Here is a 21,155-nt window from a genome sequence, read left to right as displayed (position 1 = left end):
AACCGGTGACGCAGCACCCCCCGACCGCGGACGAGCTGCTCCGTTCGGTCACCGACACATTCGGCTCGGAGGAACCGCCGAGCGAGGACGACAGCCTCATCGCCTGGGGACTGGACTCGATCACCCTGATGAAGATCGCGGGCGGCTGGCGCAAGCAGGGCGTGAGGATCAGCTTCGCCGAGCTGGCCAAGGAACCGACCCTGCGCGCCTGGCGGGAGCTGCTGGCGGCCCACGTCCCGGCCGCCGAGTCGAGCGCGGCCCCGCCTCCCCCCGCGCCCGAGCCCCGCGAGCCGTTCCCCCTCGCCGTGATGCAGCACGCGTACTGGATCGGCCGCGGCGACGAGACCACCCTCGGCTCCGTTGCCGCCCACCTCTACGTCGAGTTCGACGGGCCCGGCGTCGACCCCGACCGCCTGGATACCGCCGTACGGGCCCTCGCGGCCCGCCATGGCATGCTGCGCGCCCGCTTCACCGACGACGGCCGCCAGCAGATCCTGCCCGACCTCGCAGGCCCCGCGACCGTCCTCCACGACCTGCGCGCGCTGGACGCCGGGACCGTGGCGGCCAGGCTGGAGGACGTCCGGCACTCCTCCTCGCACGCCCGCCTGGACATCGCCGCCGGAGAGGTCTTCTCCGTGCAGCTCTCCCTGCTGCCGGACGGCGCCGGCCGGCTGCACGTCGACGTCGACATGCTCGCCGCCGACGCGCTCAGCTACCGCGTGCTGCTGTCCGACCTGGCCCGGCTCTACCAGGACCCCGGCACCGCGCTCCCCCCGATCCGCACCAGCTACCCCGAATACCTCGCCGAGCGCTCGGACGTACGGCGGCTGAGCCGCGAGCAGGCGCGGCAGTGGTGGCAGCGGCGCGTCAGCGAACTGCCCAGCGCGCCCGAACTGCCGCTCGTGCCCGAGGCGGAGCGCACCGACCCGACCCGGGTGACCCGGCGCCACCACTGGCTGCCGCCGGAGGAGAAGCGGCGGCTGACCGCCCGCGCCCATCAGCACGGGCTGACCCCGGCCATGGCGGTGGCGACCGCCTTCTCGGAGGTCCTGGCCGCCTGGAGCGGACAGCCCCGGTTCCTGCTGAACGTGCCGATGTTCGACCGCAGGGGCTCCCACCCCGACGTCGACCTGCTCGTCGGCGACTTCACCAGCTCGGTGCTGCTCGACGTGGACCTGGCCGCACCGGGCTCGTTCACCGAGCACGCGCGGCGTCTGCAGGACCGTATGCACACCGACGCGGCACACGCGGACTACTCCGGTGTGGAGGTGCTGCGCGACCTGTCCCGGCTGCGCGGCGAACAGGTCCTGGCGCCGGTGGTGTTCACCAGCGCCCTCAACCTCGGTGAACTCTTCGACACAGGCGTGCGGGAGTGCTTCGGCAAGCCCGTCTGGATCATCTCCCAGGGCCCGCAGGTGCTCCTCGACGCCCAGGTGACCGAGGTCGACGGCGGTCTGCTGGTCAACTGGGACGTCCGCGAGGACGCCTTCCCGGCCGGGATGGTCGACGCGATGTTCGCCGCCTTCCACGGCCTCGTCACCCGGCTCGGCACCGACGACACGGTCTGGGAGCGGCCGGTGCCGGCCCTGCTGCCGGCCGGGCAGTCGGCCGTCCGCGCCAAGGTCAACACCACCGACGGCCCGCGCAGCCACCGGCTGCTGCACCAGGGCTTCTTCGAGCGCGCCGCCGAGCGGCCGGACCCTCCGGCGCTGCTGTGGGGGAGCGAAGGCGCCCTGAGCTACGGGGAGTTGGCCGACCGTGCGCTGCGTACCGCGGCGGCGCTGCGGGAGCGCGGCGTGCGCCCCGGCGACACGGTCGCGGTCAGTCTTCCCAAGGGGCCCGAGCAGATCACCGCCGTGCTGGGCGTGCTGGCCGCGGGCGCCGCCTACGTGCCGATCGGCGTCGAGCAGCCACCGGCCCGCCGCGACCGCATCCGCGCCACCGCCGGCTTCCGAGTCGCCCTGACCGACGGACGCCCGGTCGAGGGCCTCGACGCCCTGCCGGTCACCGAGGCCATCGGCACCGCCCCGCTGCCGGCACCGGTGACGGTGGACGAGGAGCAGCCCGCCTATGTGCTGTTCACCTCGGGCTCCACCGGCGAGCCCAAGGGCGTCGAAGTGCCGCACCGGGCGGCCATGAACACCGTCGACGACCTCAACGACCGCTTCGGCGTGGGCACCTCGGACCGCTGTCTCGCCCTGTCCGCCCTGGACTTCGACCTCTCCGTGTACGACATCTTCGGCCTGCTGAGCGCGGGCGGCGCCGTCGTGCTCGTGGGCGACGACGACCGGCGTGAGGCGAGCGAGTGGGCCGACCTGGTGCGAACGCACCGGGTGACGGTCGTCAACTGTGTGCCCCCGCTGCTCGACATGCTCCTCCTCGCCACCGGCCCTGGTGAACTCACCGGTCTGCGTGCGGTGTTGCTGGGCGGCGACTGGGTCGGCACCGACCTTCCCGGGCGCCTCGCCGAGCGCGCGCCCGGTTGCCGGTTCACCGGTCTTGGCGGGACGACGGAGACCGCCATCCACTCCACCGTCTGCGAGGTGGCGGGGCCCGAAGTCCCGGCGCACTGGCGGGCGGTGCCCTACGGCACACCGCTGCGCAACGTCCGCTGCCGGGTCGTAGACGCCCATGGGCGGGACTGTCCGGACTGGGTGCCGGGGGAGCTGTGGATCGGCGGGGACGGGGTGGCGCTCGGCTACCGGGCCGACCCCGCGCGCACGGCCGAGAAGTTCACCGAGGCGGACGGGCTGCGCTGGTACCGCACCGGTGATCTGGCGCGGTACTGGCCAGACGGGACCCTGGAGTTCCTCGGGCGCCGGGACCACCAGGTCAAGGTGCGGGGCTTCCGGATCGAGCTGGGCGAGGTGGAGGCGGCACTCGCCGGGCACCCCGCCGTGCGGCGTGCCGTCGCCGGGCTGACCCGGGGGCAGGGCGTGCAGTTGGCGGCGGCGGTGGCCGCGGACGCCGGTACGGCCGAGGAGGAGCTGCGGGAGTGGGCGCGCGAAGCGCTGCCGCCGCACATGGTCCCGGCCCGGATCGCCGTGGCCGGGGAACTGCCGCTCACCTCCAACGGCAAGCTCGACCGGCGCGCCGTACAGGAGCTGTGGCGGGCGGCGGAGGCGGACCTGCACCGGGCACCCGGCACCGCGCTGGAGACGGTGGTGGCCGGCGTCTGGAGGGACGTCCTCGGCGTCGAACGCGTCGGCCTCGACGACGGCTTCTTCGCCCTCGGCGGCGACTCGGTGCTCGCCACGGTGATCGTCGGCCGGCTGCGCGAGGCGCTGGACACCTCGGAGGTGTCCGTACGCTCCCTCTTCGCGACCCTCACGGCCGGCGGCATGGCCAAGCGGCTGTCCGCGGAGGAGGAGACGCCGGGGCGGCTGGAACAGGTCGCCGCGATCCATCTGGAGATCGAGGGCATGTCGGCGGACGAGGTCGACTCCGCACTGCGCGAGGCATGAGAAGGAGGGGCGGGGCACCCAAGGCGCCCCGCCCCTCCTCAGGTTCCCCCTCGGGCCGGTCAGCCGAGCTTGTCGAAGCCGGGCTCCAGGTTGTTCAGCGCCCACGGGATGCCCAGCGCGGACGGGCTGCGGAGCTGGCTGATGGTCGCGACGTCGGTCACGACGTACCGGTCGTCCTTCACCGCGGACATGTTCTTCACCAGGTCACTGGACTCGAACGCCTTCTTCAGATCGGGCGTGGTGAAGGCGATGACGACCAGGTCGGCGTCGAGCTTGTCGAGCTGTTCGAAGGACAGTTCACCGGTCGGGCTGCCGTTGACCGTCTTGATGTTCTTCACCGACGGGGTCAGGCCCATGCCGACCTGGCTCATCAGCTTGGCGGCGAAGTCGTCCTCGGAGGCGATGGTGAAGATCTTCGCCGGGGTGTTGCCGATGGACAGGCTGTAGGTCTTGCCCGCCAGCTTCGGGTGCTTGTCCTTCACCGCGGCGATGCCGTCCTCGGTCTCCTTGATGACCTGCTCGCCCTGCTCCTGCTTGCCGACGGCCTTGGCGACGACCTGTACGTGCTCCTGCCAGGTCTGCCGGCCCCAGGCCGTCTCGTAGCCGACGGTCGGTGCCACCGCCGCGAGCTTCTTGTAGTCCTTGTCGAGGGTGAAGTCGGAGGTGGCGAGGATCAGATCGGGCTGGAGGGAGGCGACCTTCTCGTAGTCGACGGCGGTCAGGGAGTCGAGGAGTTCCGTCTTGTTGGTGTCGATTCTGTCCTTCAGCCAGGGGTAGACGCCGTCCTTGCTGAGGGAGTCCTTCGAGATGGCGACCGGTGTGACGCCGAGTGCGTAGAGCGCGTCGATGTCGTCCGTGCCGCCGTTGCCGATCACCACGATCCGTTCGGGTGCCTTGGCGATCTTCGTGGTGCCGAACTTGTGCTTGATCGACACCGGGAAGGCGGACGAGGAGTCCGCCTTCGCGTCGCCCGAGGCGTCGGCGGAGGGGTTGGAGTCGTCCTCGACGGAGCCGCAGGCCGCCAAGGAGGCGGCCAGGCCGACGGTGAGAAGGGTGGTGAGGAGCTTTCTCGACATGCGCGCCAGTAAAGCAAGGTAAGCCTTGCCTTAGCAACGAGTTTCGGTCAACTTCTTTGTTTCTGACAGGAGTTGATGTTGCTCGATCAGGGGTGAGCGGTGAGATAGCCGCCCATCGTGCGGAAGTAGTCGGTCGCCGCGTACTCCGTGCCGTCCTCGGTGCGAAGCCGCCGGATCACCAGTCCCGGGTGCCGGCCGCTGTGGGCGTCCGCGCCCGCCACGATGACCACACCGTCGCCCTCGCGGATGAAGACGCGGCCGGGGGTGCCGCCGTAGCGCCCCTCGGAGACGCCGGCCGAGACGATCCGGATCCGCCGGCCGCGATGGAACGTGTACGCGTTCGGGTACGGGTCCGACTGCGCCCGTACCAGGCGCTCCAGACGTTCCGCCGGCCAGGTCCAGTCGATCCGGCTGTCCTCCGGTGAGCGCTTGTGGAAGAAGCTCGCGCGGCTGCGGTCCTGTGGCTGCCAGTGCGCGGCGGCCCTGCCCGAGGCGATGAGGTCGAGCGACTCGCGCACGATGGGCGCGATGAGGTCGACCGTGCGGTGGAACAGGTCGGTTGCCGTGTCCGTGGGTCCGACCGTCACCGAGCGCTGCACCAGGATGTCCCCGGCGTCCAGTTCGGCGTTCATGCGGTGCGCGGTGACGCCGACGCGATCCTCGCCGTTGATGAGCGCCCAGATGATGGGGGAGAAGCCGGCGTAGGACGGCAGCAGCGAGTCGTGCACGTTGAGCGTGCCGTGCGGGGGCAGGTCGAACAGCTCGGGGGGCAGCCAGGTGCGCCAGTTGTTGGCGACGAGGATCTCGGGCCGGGCCTCGCGCACCGCGGCCAGGAGTTCGGGGTCGTCGGGGCGGTTGCGCAGGAGGACGGGTACGTCGTTCTTCTCGGCCAGCTCGGCGACGGAGTCGTCCCAGATCTTCTCGTAGGCGTGATCGCTCTTGGGGTGCGTGACCACGAGAACCACCTCGTGATCGGAGTCCAGCAAGGCCTGCAGTGTGCGGTGACCCCAGGTCTGGTAGCCGAACATGGCGACGCGCATGCGGTTCTCCCCTTCGGCGGGCTCCATTGCAAGGTAAGGCTAACCTTATCTAACATGTGGCTGCCTGAGGGAGGCGATGCCACGGTGAAGTCACCGCTCACGGGATCGGACACCACCTACGACGTCCTCGGAATCGGCTTCGGGCCGTCAAATCTCGCCCTGGCCATAGCGATTGACGAACACAACGCACACCTTCCGGCGGACCGTCGGACCAACGCCCTTTTCCTGGAGCGCCAGCCGGGTTTCGGCTGGCACCGGGGCATGCTCATCGACGACGCCACGATGCAGGTGTCGTTTCTCAAGGACCTGGTGACGCTGCGCGATCCGGCCAGCGACTTCAGCTTCCTGTGCTTCCTGCGCGAGCGCGGCCGGCTGATCGACTTCCTGAACCAGAAGACCCTCTTCCCACTCCGCGTCGAGTTCCACGAGTACTTCGAGTGGGCCGCCGATCGGGTGCGGCACCTCGTGGCGTACGACCACCTGGTCACCGCCGTCGAGCCGGTGCGCGACGACACGGGCACCGTGACGCACTTCGACGTGGTCTGCCGTGACCCGGAGCGCCCCGGTGGCACCATCACCCGCCGGGCCCGCGACATCAGCGTGGCCGTCGGCCTGGAACCCCATGTGCCACCCGGCGTGGAGCTCTCCGAACGGGTCTGGCACAACAGCCAGTTACTGCCGCGCGTCACCGAACTCGCCGCCACCGGCGCCCCGGTGCGCCGCGCGGTCGTCCTCGGCGCCGGGCAGAGCGCCGCCGAGACCGTCGACTATCTGCACCGCTCCTTCCCCGACGCCGAGGTCTGCGCGGTGTTCGCCAAGTACGGCTACACCCCGGCCGACGACAGCCCCTTCGCCAACCGCATCTTCGACCCGTCGGCGGTGGACGTGTACTTCGGGGCGCCCTCCGAGGTGAAACAGTCCCTGTTCGACTACCACCGCTCCACCAACTACTCCGTCGTCGACATGGAGTTGATCGAGTCCCTGTACGCCACCGCGTACCAGGAGAAGGTCACCGGCCGCGAGCGGCTGCGCTTCCTCAACGTCTCCCGCATCCGTGACGTCCGCCCGCGCGGCGACGGCGCGCTGGAGGTCGCGGTGGAGTTCCTGCCGACGGGGAAGGAACAGGTCCTCGAGACCGACGTGCTCGTGCACGCCACCGGCTACCGGCCCCGCGACCTCACCGCGCTGCTCGGCGAGGCGGCGAAGGTCTGCCTCAGGGACGACGGGGACGCGATCCGGGTCTCCCGCGACCACCGGGTGGAGACCGCGCCCGATGTCACCGCGGGGATCTATCTCCAGGGCGGCACCGAGCACACCCACGGACTCACCTCGACCCTGCTGTCGACCACCGCGATCCGCGCGGGGGAGATCCACCGCTCGCTGCTGTCCCGCCGCGCGGCGTCCGTCTGAGGCCGCTCAGACCGCCTCCGCCGCGGGCACGGCGGGACGCCCCACAGCGTGTCCGCCACCCATTCGAGCGCGAACCCATGACTGCCGGCCGACGCGTCTGCGACGGCGTCCGCGACGACGAACGGCTCCAGGTCCTGCACCCAGGCGTCGGCGGTGGTCATCAGCACCTCGACCCGCGCGAACAGCCCCGCTATCACCACCTGGTCCCGCTTGAGATCGCGCAGCCTGCCGTCCAGCCCGGTCCGGGCGAACGCGCTGGGTCTGCGGGCGGTGAGGACGGCGTCGCCGGAGCGCGGCCGGACCTGCTCGGCGAACGCCTCGCGGCGGTCACCAACCGGGCGGTGTTCGCGAGGAGTTCGGCGACCGGGGCGCCCTCCTCCGCCAGGATGCGCACGAAGCGCCTCTGTAAGTTGAGGACCACGAACGCGGACAGGCGGCCGTGGCCCCCTCATCCCAGGGCCCGGTCCAGGTTGAACGCCGCACTGATCAGGGCCAGATGCGTGAACGCCTGCGGGAAGTTGCCCTGTTGCTCGCCGGTGTGGCTGATCTCCTCGGCGTACAGGCCCAGATGGTTGGCGTACGTCAGCATCTTCTCGAAGGCGAGGCGCGCCTCGTCGACCCGGCCGGCCCGGACCATCGCCTCGACGTACCAGAAGGAGCAGATCGAGAACGTGCCCTCGTCGCCGCGCACCCCGTCGGGGCTGGCCTCCGGGTCGTAGCGGTAGACCAGCGAGTCGGACACCAGGTCCTGGGTGAGCGCGTCCAGCGTGGACAGCCACTTGGGGTCGGTCGGCGCGATGAACTTCGCCAGCGGCATCATCAGCACGGCCGCGTCCAGCACGTCGCCGTCCTCGTGCTGGACGAACGCCTCGCGCGTCTCGGACCAGCCCCGGGCCATGATCCGCCGGTAGATCGTGTCCCGGCACGCCTGCCAGCGCGGCAGATCCGCGGGCAGACCGCGCCGGTTGGCCATGCGGATGCCCCGCTCGATCGCCACCCAGCACATCAGCCGCGAGTACAGGAAGTTCTTGCGCCCGCCGCGGGTCTCCCAGATCCCCTCGTCGGGCTGGTCCCAGTGCCGGCACACCCAGTCCACCAGTGTGCAGACGTCGTCCCACTGGTCGCTGGAGATGGGCTGCGCCCACTTGTCGTAGAGGTAGATGGAGTCGATCAGCGCGCCGTAGATGTCGAGCTGGAGCTGGTCGGAGGCCGCGTTGCCGATGCGCACCGGGGCGGAGCCCTGATGTCCCTCCAGATGCGTCAGTTCGCTCTCGGTGAGGTCGGTGCGGCCGTCGATGCCGTACATGACCTGGAGCGGGGCGGAGGTGCCGTCGGGGCACGGACTGACGTACCGCGTCAGGAACTTCATGAACGCCCCGGCCTCCTCGGTGAAGCCGAGCCGCAGCATCGCGTAGACGCAGAAGGCGGCGTCGCGCACCCACACATACCGGTAGTCCCAGTTGCGCTCGCCGCCGAGCTGCTCCGGCAGGCTCGTCGTCGGCGCGGCGATGATCGCGCCGGTCGGGGCGTAGGTGAGCAGCTTGAGCGTGAGGGCGGAGCGGTGCACCATCTCGCGCCAGCGGCCCCGGTACTTGGAGCGCTGCAGCCAGCTGCGCCAGTACGCCACCGTCGTCGCGAACTGCTCCTCCGCCTCGGTCCGGGCACACCGGCGCGGCGCCACGTCCCCGCCGACCTGGTCCAGGGCGAACACCGCCGACTCGCCCTCGGAGAGCTTGAATTCGGCGCGGGTGTCCGGGCCGTCGACCTCCAGCGGCACGGTCGCGGTCAGGCCGAGCGCGAGCCCGTCGGACTCGAAGACCGCCACGTCACCGGACATACGCACGGTGTGCGGCTGCCGGCCGTAGTCGAACCGCGGCGCCACCCGGGTGCGGAAGGGCATCGAACCGCGCACGCACACCACCCGCCGGATCAGCCGATGCCGATCGGCCTCGGCCGACGCGCCGTCCACCGGCATGAAGTCCTGCACCTCGCCCACACCGTCCTCGGTGAAGAACCGGGTGATCAGGACGTTGGTGTCGGGGAAGTAGAACTGCTTGGTCCGGGCCGGCACCGACGCCGCCAGCTCGAAGCACCCGCCCCGCTGAGCGTCCAGGATCGCCGCGAAGACGCTGGGGGCGTCGAAGGACGGGCAGCAGTACCAGTCGATCGTGCCGTCGGTGCCCACCAGGGCCACGCTGCGCAGATCACCGATCAGCCCGTGCTCGGCGATCGGCACGTACCGTGACGCCCCGGGTGCGTCCGACCCCATCGGAGTTGTGCTCATCGCAGCCTCCCTGGCCCGCCATGCGCCTCGCTCCCAGCGTAGGTGGAAACGGCGGCCGGTCGAGGGGGCGCACGGGATCAGGGGCGGGGAGGCCCTTAGGGGGCGCGGGGCTCAGACCGCGATGACCCTCAGCCCCGCCTCCTCGAAGCCCCGCACCGCCTCCGGGTCCGCCGCCGCGTCCGTGACGAGGGTGTCCACCGCGTCGGCCGCGCAGATCCGGGCGAACGCGCGTCGGCCCAGCTTGCTGGAGTCCGCCGCCACGATCACCCGCTCTGCGCGCTCGCACAGCAGCCGATTGATCGCCGCCTCCGCCTCGTCGTGCGCGGCGGCGCCGTGCGTGACGTCGAAGGCGACGACGCCGAGCACCGCCACATCGATGGTGATCTGGCCCAGCACTCCGTCCGCGAGCGGCCCGATCAGCTCGTACGACTGCGGGCGCGCGACCCCGCCGGTGACCACGATCTTGAACTGGGGGCGCACGGCCAGCTCATTGGCGATGTTGAGCGCGTTCGTGACGATGGTGAGCGCGGGCGAGCCGGACGCCAGATCGCTGCGCACCGCCAGGGCGCGCGCCACCTCGGTGGTCGTCGTGCCGCCGGTCAGCCCGACCGCCTCGCCGGGCGCGATCAGCTCGGCCACCGCCTTGGCCACACGCTGCTTCTCGGAGGCGCGGCGGGCCGTCTTGTAGCGCAGCGGCAGTTCGTACGACACCCCGTGCACGACCGCGCCGCCCCGGGTGCGCACGAGCATCTGCTGCTCGGCGAGCCGGTCGAAGTCACGGCGGATCGTGGCGGCCGACACCGCCAGCTCGGCGGCCGCCTCCTCGACGTCCAGCCGGCCCCGCTCGACGAGCAGCTCCAGCAGCGCCTTCCAGCGGGCGTCGCGCGACATCCACCCTCCATTCCTCGGCCTCTCGGCGACCCTAGCGCACCCCGATCAGGCCTACTGCTTGATAATGCTCGAAAGTCGGCGATATCTTGCAAGAAAGAGCAGGCACGGAAGTGCGGGAAGCCGGAGGGCGGCGGCATGACACATGTCGAGGACGAGCTCAACAGCCAGCCCGAGTGCTGGACACGCGCAGCGGCCGAGGCGGCCGGCCTCGGCGGGTCGCTTCCGGCGCCGGGGGAGCGGGTCGCGGTCGTCGGCTGCGGGACGTCGTACTTCATGGCGCAGGCCTTCGCCGCACTGCGCGAGGACTCCGACCAGGGGGAGACCGACGCCTTCGCCGCGTCGGAGTTCCCCCACGGGCGCACCTACGACCGTGTCCTCGCCCTCACCCGCTCCGGTACGACCACCGAGGTGCTCGACCTGCTGGGGCGTCTGAAGGGACGTACGCGCACCGCGGCGGTCACCGCCGATCCCGACACGCCCGTGATCGCGGCCGCCGACGACCTCGTCGTGCTCGACTACGCGGACGAGCGGTCCGTCGTGCAGACCCGCTTCGCGACCACCGCCCTCACCCTGCTGCGCACCCACCTCGGCCTGCACGCCGACGCGGTCGTGGCCGACGCCCGCACCGCACTCGCCGCCGAACTGCCCGAAGGGCTCGTGGAGTGCGGGCAGTTCACCTTCCTCGGCCGCGGCTGGACCGTGGGCCTGGCCAACGAGGCCGGGCTGAAGATGCGCGAGGCGTCGCTGTCCTGGACCGAGGCCTATCCGGCGATGGAGTACCGGCACGGCCCGATCTCCATCTCCACCGGCTCCACCGCGACCTGGATGTTCGGCGAGGCGCCCGAGGGGCTCGCCGAACAGGTCCGCGCCACCGGCGCACTGTGGATCGAGGGCCGCCTCGACCCGCTCGCCGAGCTGGTCCGCGCCCAGCGCCTCGCGGTCGCCGTCGCCGCGGCGCGCGGCCTCGACCCGGACCGGCCGCGCCACCTGACCCGCTCGGTGATCCTCACCCCCTGACGCGTCCCTCCCACGCCGCGACGCGTCCCTCCCGCATCGCGACGCGTTCCCTCTCGCGCCGAGAAAGGACCGGCCGTGCCCCTCGTGACCACCGGCGAGCTCATCACCAGCGCCGCCGCAGCCCGTTCAGCCGTCGCCGCCTTCAACGTCATCACCCTGGAGCACGTGGAGGCCGTCATCGCCGGTGCGGAGTCGGCGGGCTCGCCCGTCGTCCTCCAAGTCAGCGAGAACGCCGTCAAGTTCCGCTACGGACGGCTCCTGCCGCTCGCCCGCGCCGCCGTCGCCGCCGCCGAACGCGCCGCCGTCCCCGTCGCGCTGCACCTCGACCACATCCAGAGCGACGACCTGCTGCGCCAGGCGCCGGACGCCGGGTTCAGCTCCGTGATGTACGACGCGGCCCGCCTGCCGTACGCCGACAACCTCGCCGCGACCAAGGCCGCCGTCGACTGGGCGCACGCCCAAGGCCTGTGGATCGAGGCCGAGTTGGGACGGCTGGGCGGCAAGAACGGCGAGCCGCCCCTGGACGCCCACGCCCCGGGCGCCCGCACCGACCCCGCCGAGGCCCACGCCTTCGTCACCGACTCCGGCGTCGACGCCCTCGCCGTCGCCATCGGCAGCTCGCACGCCATGACCACCCGCACCGCCACCCTCGACCACGACCTCCTCAAACGCCTCTCCGCCACCCTCGACGTCCCCCTCGTCCTGCACGGCTCCTCCGGCATCCCCGACGCCGAACTGACCGCGGCGGTCGCGGGCGGCATCGCGAAGGTCAATGTCGGCACGGCCCTCAACATCGCCATGACCGGCGCGATCCGCGACTTCCTCGCCGCGCATCCCGAGGCCGTCGACTCACGCAAGTACCTGAGCGTGGGGAGGGAGGCGATGGTGGACGAGGTGGCCCGCATCATCCAGGTGCTGAGGGCGACCGCCGGGGCTACCGCTTGACGGCTTTCAGCACCACGAACTTCGGGTCGCTCGCGACCGGCCGGCTGTTGCCGAACACCCGCCGCAGCTTCACGTGGTACCCGAGATGCCGGTTGCCGATCACCCACAGCTCGCCGCCCGGTCGCAGCGCGCGGCGGGCGCCCGTGAACATCCGCCAGGCCGTCGTGTCCGTCGTCGCCTGGTGGGAGTGGAACGGCGGATTGCTGAGCACGAGGTCGACACTCCCGGCCGGCACGCCCGCCATCCCGTCCCCGACCCGGAACTCGGCGTGCCCCGGCACCCCGTTCGCCCGGTACGTCGCCTCCGCCGAGGCCACCGCCTGGAACGACTCGTCCACGAACAGCACCTCGGCCGCCGGGTTCGCCAGCGCCACCGCCGTACCCACGACACCGTTGCCGCACCCCAGGTCCACCACCCGCCGCTCGCCCCTGACGTCCGGCAGATGCCCCAGGAAGAACCGCGTACCGATGTCGAGCCGGTCGGCACAGAAGACGCCGGCGTGGTTGACGACCGGGCGCCGCGAGACCGCGCCGATGCCGTCGGGGAGCGTGTAGGTGTACGGCCACGGGTTGGCGGGCCGCTCCGGTGACGGCCCGGGTGTGCAGAAGATCAGCCGGGCCTTCTTCTCCGCGAGCGAGGTGCGGGTCGGTCCGATGATCCGCTCGAACAACTGGAGCGTCGAGGTGTGGATCTCCTTCACCATGCCCGTGCCGACGACCACCGTGCCCTCGTGCACCGCGGGCGCCAGCCGCAGCAACTGGTCCTCCAGCAGCGCCAGGCTCTTCGGCACCCGCACCAGCAGGACGTCGACCCGGTCCGGCGGCGGGTCCTGCGTGGTGAGCAGCCGGACGGTGCCGGGCTCGACGCCGTGCCGGGCGAGGTTGGCCCGGGTCGCCTCCTGGGCCAGGTAGGAGTCGGTGATCTGCGTCGGCCGGTGCGCCGCCAGCGCGGTGACCAGGGCGCCCCAGCGGTCACCGACGACCACGACCGTGCCGGACAGCGGGAGCTCCCGCGCCGCCAGATGCCTGAGGAGGTACTCGTCGGAGGCGTCCCAGGCGCGCAGCCGCTCGCGCGGGTCCTCGGGGAAACGGGTGAGTGCGAGCTCGCCCCAGGGCGTCGTCATACGGTCGTTCATCGTGCGTCAAGGCTAGCCGAGCCGCAGCTCACGGCCGGTGGGGGAGGATGGGGGCATGGACTCCGAGCTGTTCCCCAGGGAGCGTACTCAGGTCGCACCCGGCGCGGTCCATGTGCCCGACTGGCTGGACACCGACCGCCAGCGCGAGCTGCTGGCGGCCTGCCGCGCGTGGGCCCGCCCACCGGCCGGCCTGCGCACGGTCCGCACCCCGGGCGGCGGCACCATGACCGCCCGGCAGGTCTGCCTGGGCCGGCACTGGCACCCGTACGCCTACGCCCGCACGGTCGTCGACGGCGACGGCAGCCCGGTGAAGCCGTTCCCCGGGTGGCTCGGCGAGCTGGGCCGCAGCGCGGTGCGGGACACCCTGGGCGAACCGGAGGAGCCGTACGACATCGCGCTGATCAACTTCTACGACGCCGACGCCCGCATGGGCATGCACCGCGACAGCGACGAGAAGTCGCACGCACCGGTCGTGTCCCTGAGCCTCGGCGACACCTGTGTCTTCCGCTTCGGCAACACCGAGACCCGGGCCCGGCCGTACACGGACGTCGAGCTGCGCAGCGGTGATCTCTTCGTCTTCGGCGGCCCGTCCCGGCTCGCCTATCACGGCGTGCCGAAGGTGCACCCGGGCACCGCGCCGCCGGAGTTGGGACTGACCGGGCGGCTGAACGTCACGCTCAGAGTGGGCGGGCTGTAGGCCGTCCCGTTCGCGGATCATGGGAGACTCGCCCTCATGAGCGGCAAGGCGGACCCCCGGCCGGCGGGGGAAGGGACCACCTCGAGGACGCGGTTGGACCGGGGGCGCGGTGCGCTCGGGCCCGCGTTGGAGCTGGTGCACACCGGACGCGCCCCCACCCGCGCCGTCCTCACCGCCGAACTCGGGGTGACCCGGGCCACGGCCGGCGCGGTCGCCGCCGAGCTGGAGGCGCTCGGGCTGATCCGGGTCGACGCCCGGCCCGGCGCGGCGGCGGGGTCGCAGGGACGGCCCTCGCACCGGCTGTCGGTCGCCGAGGACGGCCCGGTCGTGCTCGCCGCACAGGTGCACGCCGACGGGTTCCGGGCGGCGCTGGTCGGCCTCGGCGGCCGTATCGTCGCCACCGCGCCCGGCTGCGAGACCGTGGACGCGGACCCGGCGAAGGTACTCGGCTCGGTCGTCGAAGCGGGCGCCGACCTGCTGCGCGACACCGGGCGGCGCTGTGTCGGCGCCGGACTCGCCGTACCGTCCGCGGTCGCCGAGCCGGACGGCCTGGCCCTGAACCCCCTGCACCTCGCATGGCCCGTGGGCGCGCCGGTCCGCCGTATCTTCACGGAGTGCGTGCGCGCGGCCGGCATCACCGGGCCCGCCTTCGCCGCCAACGACGTCAACCTCGCCGCGCTCGCCGAGCACCGGCACGGCGCCGGACGCGGCGCCCGCGACCTGCTGTGCGTGGCCACCGGGCACCGGGGTGTCGGCGGCGCGCTGGTCCTCGACGGCCGACTGCACACCGGCAGTTCGGGCCTGGCCCTGGAGGTCGGCCACCTCACCGTCAACCCCGAGGGCAGACCCTGCCACTGCGGCAGCCGGGGCTGCCTCGACGTCGAGGCCGACCCGCTGGCCCTGCTCACCGCGGCCGGCCGCGAGCCGGGCCCGGAGGTCTCCCTGCTCCAGCAGGCCAAGGACCTGATCCGCACCCAGTGGGACGACCCGGCGGTCCGCACGGCCACCGAGGCCCTCATCGACCGCCTCGGCCTGGGCCTGGCAGGCCTGGTCAACATCCTCAACCCCGACCGCATCATCCTCGGCGGCCTGCACCGCACCCTCCTCGACGCCGATCCCGACCGCCTGCGCGCCGTCGTCGCCGACCGCAGCCTGTGGGGCCAGAGCGGCGGCGTCCCGATCCTCGCCTGCACCCTCGACCACAACAGCCTGGTCGGCGCGGCCGAGTTGGCCTGGCAGCCGGTGCTGGACGATCCGCTGGGGGCACTGGCCTAGGGGCGTCCTCCCCGCTCGACCGCGGGTCGGAACGGCGCACCCCAGCGGTAGGCTCGGAGCATGCGGATCTCCGTCTCCTCGGACATGGACGAACCAGTGGCCCGCTTCCTCGTCGCCGAGCTGCGCGAGCGCGGCCACGAGGTGGCCACCCACGGCGCGCTCAGCCCCGGCGACAACCCCCAGTGGGCGCCGTGCTCGGAGGCCGCCGCCCGCGAGGTCGCCGCCGGGACGGCGGACCAGGCGGTCGTGTGCTGCTGGACCGGCACGGGCGCGTCGATCGCCGCGAACAAGGTGCCGGGGGTACGGGCCGCCCTGTGCACCGACGCGTACACCGCGGACGGCGCCCGCCGCTGGAACGACGCGAACGTGCTCGCCCTGAGCCTGCGACTGACCTCCGAACCGCTCCTCAAGGAGATCCTCGACGCCTGGTTCACCGCGCGACCCAGCGAGGACGCCGAGGACCGGGGGAACGTGGCCCACATCGGACGGCTCGACGACAGCAGGCTTTAGCTCTCAGCGGCTGTCAGTGGCTGCCGCAGCTCCCGGTCAGCGCCAGTCGACGGCGAAGGCCCGGCCGGGGTTGTCGGTGAGGATGCGTTCCGTCAGGTTCTCGCCGAGGGTGACCGCGAGCCGTGGCCGTACCCGGCGCAGCAGGTACGGCATTCCGGAGGTCGGCGGCCCGGCGCCCCATGCCGTACGGCGTCCACTGCACGACGGCCGAGCCGCCGGCCGCGCGGAACGCCGCCAACTCGGCCCGCGCGGCGCAGGCGTCGTCGAGTTCCCGGCCGGGCAGTCGTGGGCTGCGCAGGAAGAGGTGGTCGTGCGCGTCGCAGACACCCAGCTCCTCGGGCGGTACATCCCCGAGGACCGTACGGACCGCCCTCACCACTGCCGGCCCCGCGGCAACGCGCCGCGCCCCGGCGCCGACAGGTGCAGCACCTGGTACACATCGCCTTCGACCTTGGGCGTGTCGTGTGTCCAGAGCGAGAAGTGGACGGCCTCCCACGCCTGCGTGTCGACAGCGGCGGCCGCCAGCACCGCACCGTCCCGCGCCGCCAGCCGCGCCGCCTCGCCCGCCGCGTCCGCCATGAACACCGCCAACTCCACACCCTCCGGCACCGGTTGACGCCGACGCACGGCGAGCCCGGCGGGGGAGCCCGCGGCGCTGCCCTCCTCGTACGCGAGCCCCGTCCACTGCCGCACTCGCGGCCGCCCGAAGTCGTTCACGGGCCCCTGGAAGGCGCCGCCCCACAGGAAGGCGTTCATGCCCGCCATGGTGTTCCAGAGGTAGAACGGCGCGTACTGGTTGACCGCCGAGCCGTGCACGCCGCGCTCGCGCAGCAGATACGCCTTGACGCCGAGGCCGTCCCAGTCGTCCAGCAGATGCCCGAGGCGGGCGACGCGGGAGCGGATGACGTCCATGTCGTAGTCGGCGGGCAGGGTGAACTCGTACTGCATGGCGTGCATGCCAAGTCCCTTCTCGGGCCCCCGGATCAGGAGGCGCGGGTGTCGGCCGGCGGGGCGAGGAGCGAGAGCAGCCCCCGGACCCCCGCGTCGAAGGCGGCGGGCGAACCGGACGCGCGGGCGAGGACATAGCCGCCCTGCACGGTCGCGACGATCGTCGCCGCGATCTCCTCACCGTCGAGCCCGGCCGCGAACCCGCCCTGCTCCTTGCCCTCCTCGACGATCCCGGCGAGCCGCTCCCGCAGCCAGTCGAGCGTCTCGTCCACGGGCGCCCGCAGTTCGTCGCTGGCGATCACTTCCGGGTCCATCGTCAGCCGCCCGACCGGACAACCGCGCAGCACATCGCGCTCGCGCAGCAGATACGCCTCGATGCGCTCGTACGGCGTCCCCGGCGCGTCGAGTACTCCCGCGGCGGTAGCCCGCATCTCCTCGGCGGTCCGCCGGATCGCGGCCAGCGCGAGATCCGGCTTCCCCCTGAAGTGGTGGTACATGCTGCCCTGCCCGGCGCCCGAGCGCTCCAGGATCGCCTTGGGGCTGGTGCCCACATAGCCGCGCTCCCACAGCAGCTCGCGGGCGGACTCGATCAGTCGGTCCGAGGTGCTCATACGCACACTGTACATACTAGTAGTTACAGCCGCTGCCCCTTTTTGGAGCAGTGGAACCCGCCTTGCCTACTCCCCGCGAGGTACACGCACTGCCGCTGGCCGTACGACGACCCGGACCCCCCTCCGGCGCGAGTCTCGAGGCATCACCGGACGAACCGTCCGCACCGAATCGGGAGATGACTCGAGATGCAGACCTTGGCACACTTCGCCGACGGCGGCCCCGGACCGTGGATCCTCTTCTTCCCGCTCATCTGGGCAGCCGTCGTGATCGGCGGCATCACGCTGCTGCGCCGCACGGTGTGGCGCGCACGCCGCGGCCCGGGCCGCTCGGCCCCCGACGACAACTCGCCCATCACGGTGCTCGGCCACCGCTTCGCCTCCGGCGAGATCGACGAGGACGAGTACTGGCGCCGGCTGTCCGTCCTGGACGAGCAGTTCGGCCGTGCGGGCAAGGGCGGTGCGGCATGACGTCCACGACCGTCACGACCACCACGCCGACGGCCGCCCGGGTCGTCGACGCCGTGAAGGTGTACGGCAGCGGCGACACCAGCGTGCGGGCCCTGGACGGGGTGAGCGTCGACTTCCCGGTCGGCCGCTTCACCGCGATCATGGGTCCCTCCGGCTCCGGCAAGTCCACCCTGATGCACTGCGCGGCCGGCCTCGACACGCTCACCTCGGGCAGCGCCCACATCGGCGACACCGAGCTGAGCAGCCTCGACGACCGCCGCCTGACCCTCCTTCGCCGGGACCGCGTCGGCTTCGTCTTCCAGGCCTTCAACCTGGTGCCGACGCTGACCGTCGCGGAGAACATCACCCTGCCGCTGGACCTCGCGGGCGGAAAGGGCGACCGCGGCGACGAGGAATGGATCGACGCGCTCATCGACGTCGTCGGCCTGCGCGACCGGCTCCAGCACCGCCCCTCCGAGCTCTCCGGCGGCCAGCAGCAGCGCGTCGCCGTGGCCCGCGCCTTCGCCGGCCGGCCGGACGTCGTCTTCGCCGACGAGCCGACCGGCAACCTCGACTCCCGCTCCGGCGGCGAGGTGCTCGGCCTGCTCGGCCGCACGGTGCGCCAGACGGCCCGCACGGTCGTCATGGTCACCCACGACCCGGTGGCCGCCGCCCACGCCGACGAGGTCGTCTTCCTCGCCGACGGGCGCCTGGTCGACCGTATGGATTCCCCGACCGCGGACAAGGTCCTGGACCGCATGAAAGCCTTCGAGGTGCCGTCATGAACGCATCCGTCCGCCTGAGCGTGTCCTCGCTGCGCGCCCACAAGCGACGCTTCGCCGGTACCTTTCTCGCGGTGTTCCTCGGCGTGGCCTTCCTCGCCGGGACGCTCGTCATGGGCGACACGCTGCGCGCCAGCTTCGACACCATGTTCGGCAACGCGACCAGCGGTACCGACGCCGTCGTCCGCAGCGCCGACGCGATCACCACGCCCGGCGAGAGCGAGGGCGTGCGCGAGCCGGTCGACGCGGACCTGGTGAGCACGATCGAGCAGGTCCCCGGCGTCGCGGCCGCCGCGCCCAGCATCCAGGGCGCCGGCCAGCTCGTCGGCAAGGACGGCGACCCCATCGGCGGTCAGGGCCCGCCCACCCTCGCCGGCAACTGGATCACCGACCCGAAGCTCAACGCCTACCAGCTCGCCGAGGGGCACGCCCCGCGGAAGTCCGGAGAGGTCGTCATCGACCGCGGCACCGCCGAGCGCGGCGACCTGAAGATCGGCGACACCACGACCCTGCGCACGCCCGACCCGGTCGAGGTGACCGTCGTCGGCCTCGCGACCTTCGGCGGCGAGGACGGCATGGCCCAGGTGACCTTCACCGGCATGACCCGGGCCGACGCCGAGAAGTACCTCACCGCCAGGCCCGGCGAGGCCGCGACCATCCTGGTGCGGGCCGGACCCGACGTCAGCCAGCAGGAGCTGGTCGACCGGCTGACTCCTGTGCTTCCCAAGGGAGTCGAAGCCATCACCGGTCAGGAGTCGGCCGAGGAGAACACCGACATGATCTCCAGCCAGTTCCTGTCCGTCTTCACCACCTTCCTGCTCGTGTTCTCGGGCGTGGCCCTGCTGGTGGCCACCTTCTCCATCCACAACACCTTCGCCATCGTCGTCGCCCAACGCACCCGCGAGAACGCCCTGTTGCGCGCCCTGGGAGCCTCCCGCCGCCAGGTCACCGCAGCGACCCTCGTCGAGGCGACCGCGGTGGCCGTCACCGCCTCGATCGCCGGTCTGGCGGGCGGCATCGGCATCGCGGCGGGCCTGCAGGCGCTGTTTCCGGCGATCGGATTCCCGTTCCCCGAGGGCGACTTGGTGATCAGCGCCCTGTCCATGTCCCTGCCCCTCGCGGTCGGCATCGTGGTCTGCCTCGGCTCCGCCCTGCTGCCCGCCGTACGGGCCGGCCGCACGGCACCGCTGGCCGCCCTGCGCGAGACGGCGGTCGACACCTCCGGAGCCTCCCGCTCCCGCGCCGTGACCGGCATGGGGCTCATCGCCCTCGCGATCGCCGTCACACTCACCGGCGTCCTGGTCTCCCCGTCCATCTGGCTGGCCGCGACCGGCGGCGTCCTCGCCCTGGTCGCCTTCGTGGTCCTGGGCCCGGTCGCCGCCACGACGGCGGTACGGGTCCTCGGCGGACCCCTCGACCGACTGCGCGGCGTCACCGGCGGCCTCGCCCGGCGCAACGCCCTGCGCAGCCCGAAGCGCACGGCGGCGACCGCGAGCGCCCTGATGATCGGCGTGGCCGTGGTCTCCCTGTTCACGGTGTTCGGCGCCTCCCTGAAGGCGACCATGGACCAGACCGTGTCCCGGTCCTTCGCGGGCGACGTCGCCGTCAGCACCCCGTCGTTCGGCGCCGGCGGCAGCGGACTGAGCCCACGCCTGGCCGACGCGGTCCAGCGACTGCCCGAGGTGGACACCGCCGTCGGGCTGGGCCGGGGCGTCGCGAAGGTCGACGGCGAGGGACGGGCACTGACGGTCACGGACCCGGTCGCCCTGGAACGCACCTTCGACCTCGGCACCGTCCACGGCTCCCTGCGCGACCTCGGCACCGACGGCATCGCCATCACCGAGAAGGAGGCCGACAAGCAGAACCTGACGACGGGCGACAAGGCCCGCCTCACCTTCACCGACGGCCGAACCGAGACCTTCACGGTCCGCGCGCTCTACGGCCAGTCCGAACTCGCCGGCGACTACGTCATCACCCGCGACGCCTGGGCCCCGCACCGCACCCAGGACGCCGACACCCTGATCGCCGTCGCCTTCAAGGACGGCGTGGGCACGGACGCGGGCAAGGCGGCCGTCGAGAAGGCCGCGGACCGGTACGGCAACCCCGAGGTCCAGACCCGGGACGAGTACGCGCAGTCCTCGGCGGGCGGCATCGACATGATGCTCACCTTGGTCTACGCGCTGCTCGCGCTCGCGGTGCTCATCGCGCTCCTGGGCATCGCCAACACCCTGACCCTCGCCATCCACGAACGCACCCGCGAGCTGGGCCTGCTGCGGGCCGTGGGCCAGACCCGCCCCCAACTGCGCGCGATGGTGCGCTGGGAGTCGGTCCTGGTCGCGGCCTTCGGGACCGTGGGCGGCCTCGCCCTCGGCGGATTCCTCGGCTGGGTCCTGGTCAGGGCCTCCGACGGCGCGAGCGACAGCGCGTTCGCCTTCGCGATGCCGCCGCTGCAACTGGCCGTGGTGGCCCTGGTCGGCCTGACCGCCGGAGCCCTGGCGGGACTGCGCCCGGCGCGCCGCGCGGCACGCCTGGACGTGTTGCGGGCGATCGCGACGGAGTGACACGTCCAGGGGCAGCGGTGCCCGCGCCGCCGACGGCGGGACGACGGCCCACCGGCCGCCGC

At 72.3% G+C, this 21,155-nt stretch carries 17 protein-coding genes and 2 pseudogenes; 10 read left to right on the top strand and 9 right to left on the bottom strand.

The genetic code is table 11. From position 1 onward, the window contains the following. Nucleotides 1–5: 5 nt before the first annotated feature. Entirely contained in the window at nucleotides 6–3,464 is a 3,459-nt protein-coding gene (locus tag ACP4J3_RS02530) for an amino acid adenylation domain-containing protein (RefSeq protein ID WP_426529856.1), read from the top strand. Nucleotides 3,465–3,523: 59 nt separating this feature from the next. On the opposite strand, the gene ACP4J3_RS02525 is transcribed toward ACP4J3_RS02530, so the two are convergent. Next, nucleotides 3,524–4,540 (bottom strand): iron-siderophore ABC transporter substrate-binding protein, encoded by a 1,017-nt coding sequence (locus ACP4J3_RS02525; protein ID WP_426529854.1) that lies wholly within the window; start codon nucleotides 4,538–4,540, stop codon nucleotides 3,524–3,526. Nucleotides 4,541–4,626: 86 nt separating this feature from the next. Next, a complete protein-coding gene (locus ACP4J3_RS02520) occupies nucleotides 4,627–5,580 on the bottom strand; it encodes a methionyl-tRNA formyltransferase (protein WP_426529852.1) in 954 nt (317 codons plus the stop codon). 84 nt (nucleotides 5,581–5,664) lie between these two features. Between ACP4J3_RS02520 and ACP4J3_RS02515 the strand changes: the two genes are divergently transcribed. Beyond that, complete coding sequence (locus ACP4J3_RS02515; protein WP_426529851.1) at nucleotides 5,665–6,990, top strand: lysine N(6)-hydroxylase/L-ornithine N(5)-oxygenase family protein; 1,326 nt, start codon at nucleotides 5,665–5,667, stop codon at nucleotides 6,988–6,990. A gap of 71 nt (nucleotides 6,991–7,061) precedes the next feature. Here ACP4J3_RS02515 and ACP4J3_RS02510 read toward each other — a convergent pair. The 3 genes and pseudogenes from ACP4J3_RS02510 to ACP4J3_RS02500 all read right to left on the bottom strand — a co-directional run. Then, nucleotides 7,062–7,442 (bottom strand): annotated as a pseudogene (locus ACP4J3_RS02510) (isochorismatase family protein); the annotation flags it as partial. After that, complete coding sequence (locus ACP4J3_RS02505; RefSeq protein WP_426529850.1) at nucleotides 7,439–9,274, bottom strand: glycoside hydrolase family 15 protein; 1,836 nt, start codon at nucleotides 9,272–9,274, stop codon at nucleotides 7,439–7,441. The pseudogene ACP4J3_RS02510 and the gene ACP4J3_RS02505, both read right to left, overlap by 4 nt. Before the next feature lie 111 nt (nucleotides 9,275–9,385). Further along, nucleotides 9,386–10,165: a DeoR/GlpR family DNA-binding transcription regulator gene (locus ACP4J3_RS02500; protein ID WP_426529849.1), complete on the bottom strand. Its 780-nt coding sequence runs from the start codon at nucleotides 10,163–10,165 to the stop codon at nucleotides 9,386–9,388. A gap of 135 nt (nucleotides 10,166–10,300) precedes the next feature. Here ACP4J3_RS02500 and ACP4J3_RS02495 point away from each other — a divergent pair, with 135 nt between their 5' ends. Both ACP4J3_RS02495 and ACP4J3_RS02490 read left to right on the top strand, forming a co-directional pair. Continuing rightward, nucleotides 10,301–11,182, top strand: a complete 882-nt coding sequence (locus tag ACP4J3_RS02495) for an SIS domain-containing protein (RefSeq protein ID WP_426529848.1) — start codon at nucleotides 10,301–10,303, stop codon at nucleotides 11,180–11,182. Between the two features lie 75 nt (nucleotides 11,183–11,257). Beyond that, complete coding sequence (locus tag ACP4J3_RS02490) at nucleotides 11,258–12,127, top strand: class II fructose-bisphosphate aldolase (RefSeq protein ID WP_426529847.1); 870 nt, start codon at nucleotides 11,258–11,260, stop codon at nucleotides 12,125–12,127. On the opposite strand, the gene ACP4J3_RS02485 is transcribed toward ACP4J3_RS02490, so the two are convergent. Further along, nucleotides 12,117–13,250, bottom strand: coding sequence for a methyltransferase (locus ACP4J3_RS02485; protein ID WP_426530367.1), 1,134 nt, complete (start codon nucleotides 13,248–13,250; stop codon nucleotides 12,117–12,119). The genes ACP4J3_RS02490 and ACP4J3_RS02485 overlap by 11 nt on opposite strands. Before the next feature lie 67 nt (nucleotides 13,251–13,317). Between ACP4J3_RS02485 and ACP4J3_RS02480 the strand changes: the two genes are divergently transcribed. The 3 genes from ACP4J3_RS02480 to ACP4J3_RS02470 are packed head-to-tail and all read left to right on the top strand — an operon-like array spanning nucleotide 13,318 to nucleotide 15,744. After that, a complete protein-coding gene (locus tag ACP4J3_RS02480; protein ID WP_426529846.1) occupies nucleotides 13,318–13,959 on the top strand; it encodes an alpha-ketoglutarate-dependent dioxygenase AlkB family protein in 642 nt (213 codons plus the stop codon). Between the two features lie 36 nt (nucleotides 13,960–13,995). Beyond that, nucleotides 13,996–15,234, top strand: coding sequence for an ROK family protein (locus ACP4J3_RS02475; RefSeq protein WP_426529845.1), 1,239 nt, complete (start codon nucleotides 13,996–13,998; stop codon nucleotides 15,232–15,234). A 60-nt stretch (nucleotides 15,235–15,294) separates the two neighbouring features. Continuing rightward, nucleotides 15,295–15,744 carry an RpiB/LacA/LacB family sugar-phosphate isomerase gene (locus tag ACP4J3_RS02470; protein WP_426529844.1) on the top strand — a complete coding sequence of 150 codons (450 nt, stop codon included), beginning with the start codon at nucleotides 15,295–15,297 and terminating at the stop codon, nucleotides 15,742–15,744. A gap of 157 nt (nucleotides 15,745–15,901) precedes the next feature. Here the strand turns inward: ACP4J3_RS02470 and ACP4J3_RS02465 are convergent. The 3 genes and pseudogenes from ACP4J3_RS02465 to ACP4J3_RS02455 form a co-directional block, all read right to left on the bottom strand. Further along, nucleotides 15,902–16,120: pseudogene (locus ACP4J3_RS02465) on the bottom strand (phosphotriesterase); the annotation flags it as partial. Continuing rightward, the gene (locus tag ACP4J3_RS02460; protein ID WP_426529843.1) at nucleotides 16,117–16,701 is read right to left on the bottom strand and encodes a DUF4865 family protein; all 585 of its coding nucleotides are present in this window, start codon (nucleotides 16,699–16,701) and stop codon (nucleotides 16,117–16,119) included. The pseudogene ACP4J3_RS02465 and the gene ACP4J3_RS02460, both read right to left, overlap by 4 nt. Before the next feature lie 26 nt (nucleotides 16,702–16,727). Continuing rightward, nucleotides 16,728–17,318 (bottom strand): TetR/AcrR family transcriptional regulator, encoded by a 591-nt coding sequence (locus ACP4J3_RS02455; RefSeq protein ID WP_426529842.1) that lies wholly within the window; start codon nucleotides 17,316–17,318, stop codon nucleotides 16,728–16,730. Nucleotides 17,319–17,489: 171 nt separating this feature from the next. Here ACP4J3_RS02455 and ACP4J3_RS02450 point away from each other — a divergent pair, with 171 nt between their 5' ends. The 3 genes from ACP4J3_RS02450 to ACP4J3_RS02440 are packed head-to-tail and all read left to right on the top strand — an operon-like array spanning nucleotide 17,490 to nucleotide 21,093. Continuing rightward, complete coding sequence (locus ACP4J3_RS02450; RefSeq protein WP_426529841.1) at nucleotides 17,490–17,771, top strand: SHOCT domain-containing protein; 282 nt, start codon at nucleotides 17,490–17,492, stop codon at nucleotides 17,769–17,771. Continuing rightward, nucleotides 17,768–18,535: an ABC transporter ATP-binding protein gene (locus tag ACP4J3_RS02445; RefSeq protein WP_426529840.1), complete on the top strand. Its 768-nt coding sequence runs from the start codon at nucleotides 17,768–17,770 to the stop codon at nucleotides 18,533–18,535. Before ACP4J3_RS02450 ends, ACP4J3_RS02445 begins: the two co-directional genes overlap by 4 nt. Then, nucleotides 18,532–21,093, top strand: coding sequence for an ABC transporter permease (locus ACP4J3_RS02440; protein WP_426529839.1), 2,562 nt, complete (start codon nucleotides 18,532–18,534; stop codon nucleotides 21,091–21,093). The genes ACP4J3_RS02445 and ACP4J3_RS02440 overlap by 4 nt, the downstream gene beginning before the upstream one ends. Nucleotides 21,094–21,155: the final 62 nt, after the last annotated feature.

Source organism: Streptomyces sp. UG1 (assembly GCF_049974585.1).
Lineage (GTDB): Bacteria > Actinomycetota > Actinomycetes > Streptomycetales > Streptomycetaceae > Streptomyces.
The sequence above is the reverse complement of the archived record's forward strand: the minus strand, read 5'-3'. Positions and strand labels throughout refer to the sequence as shown.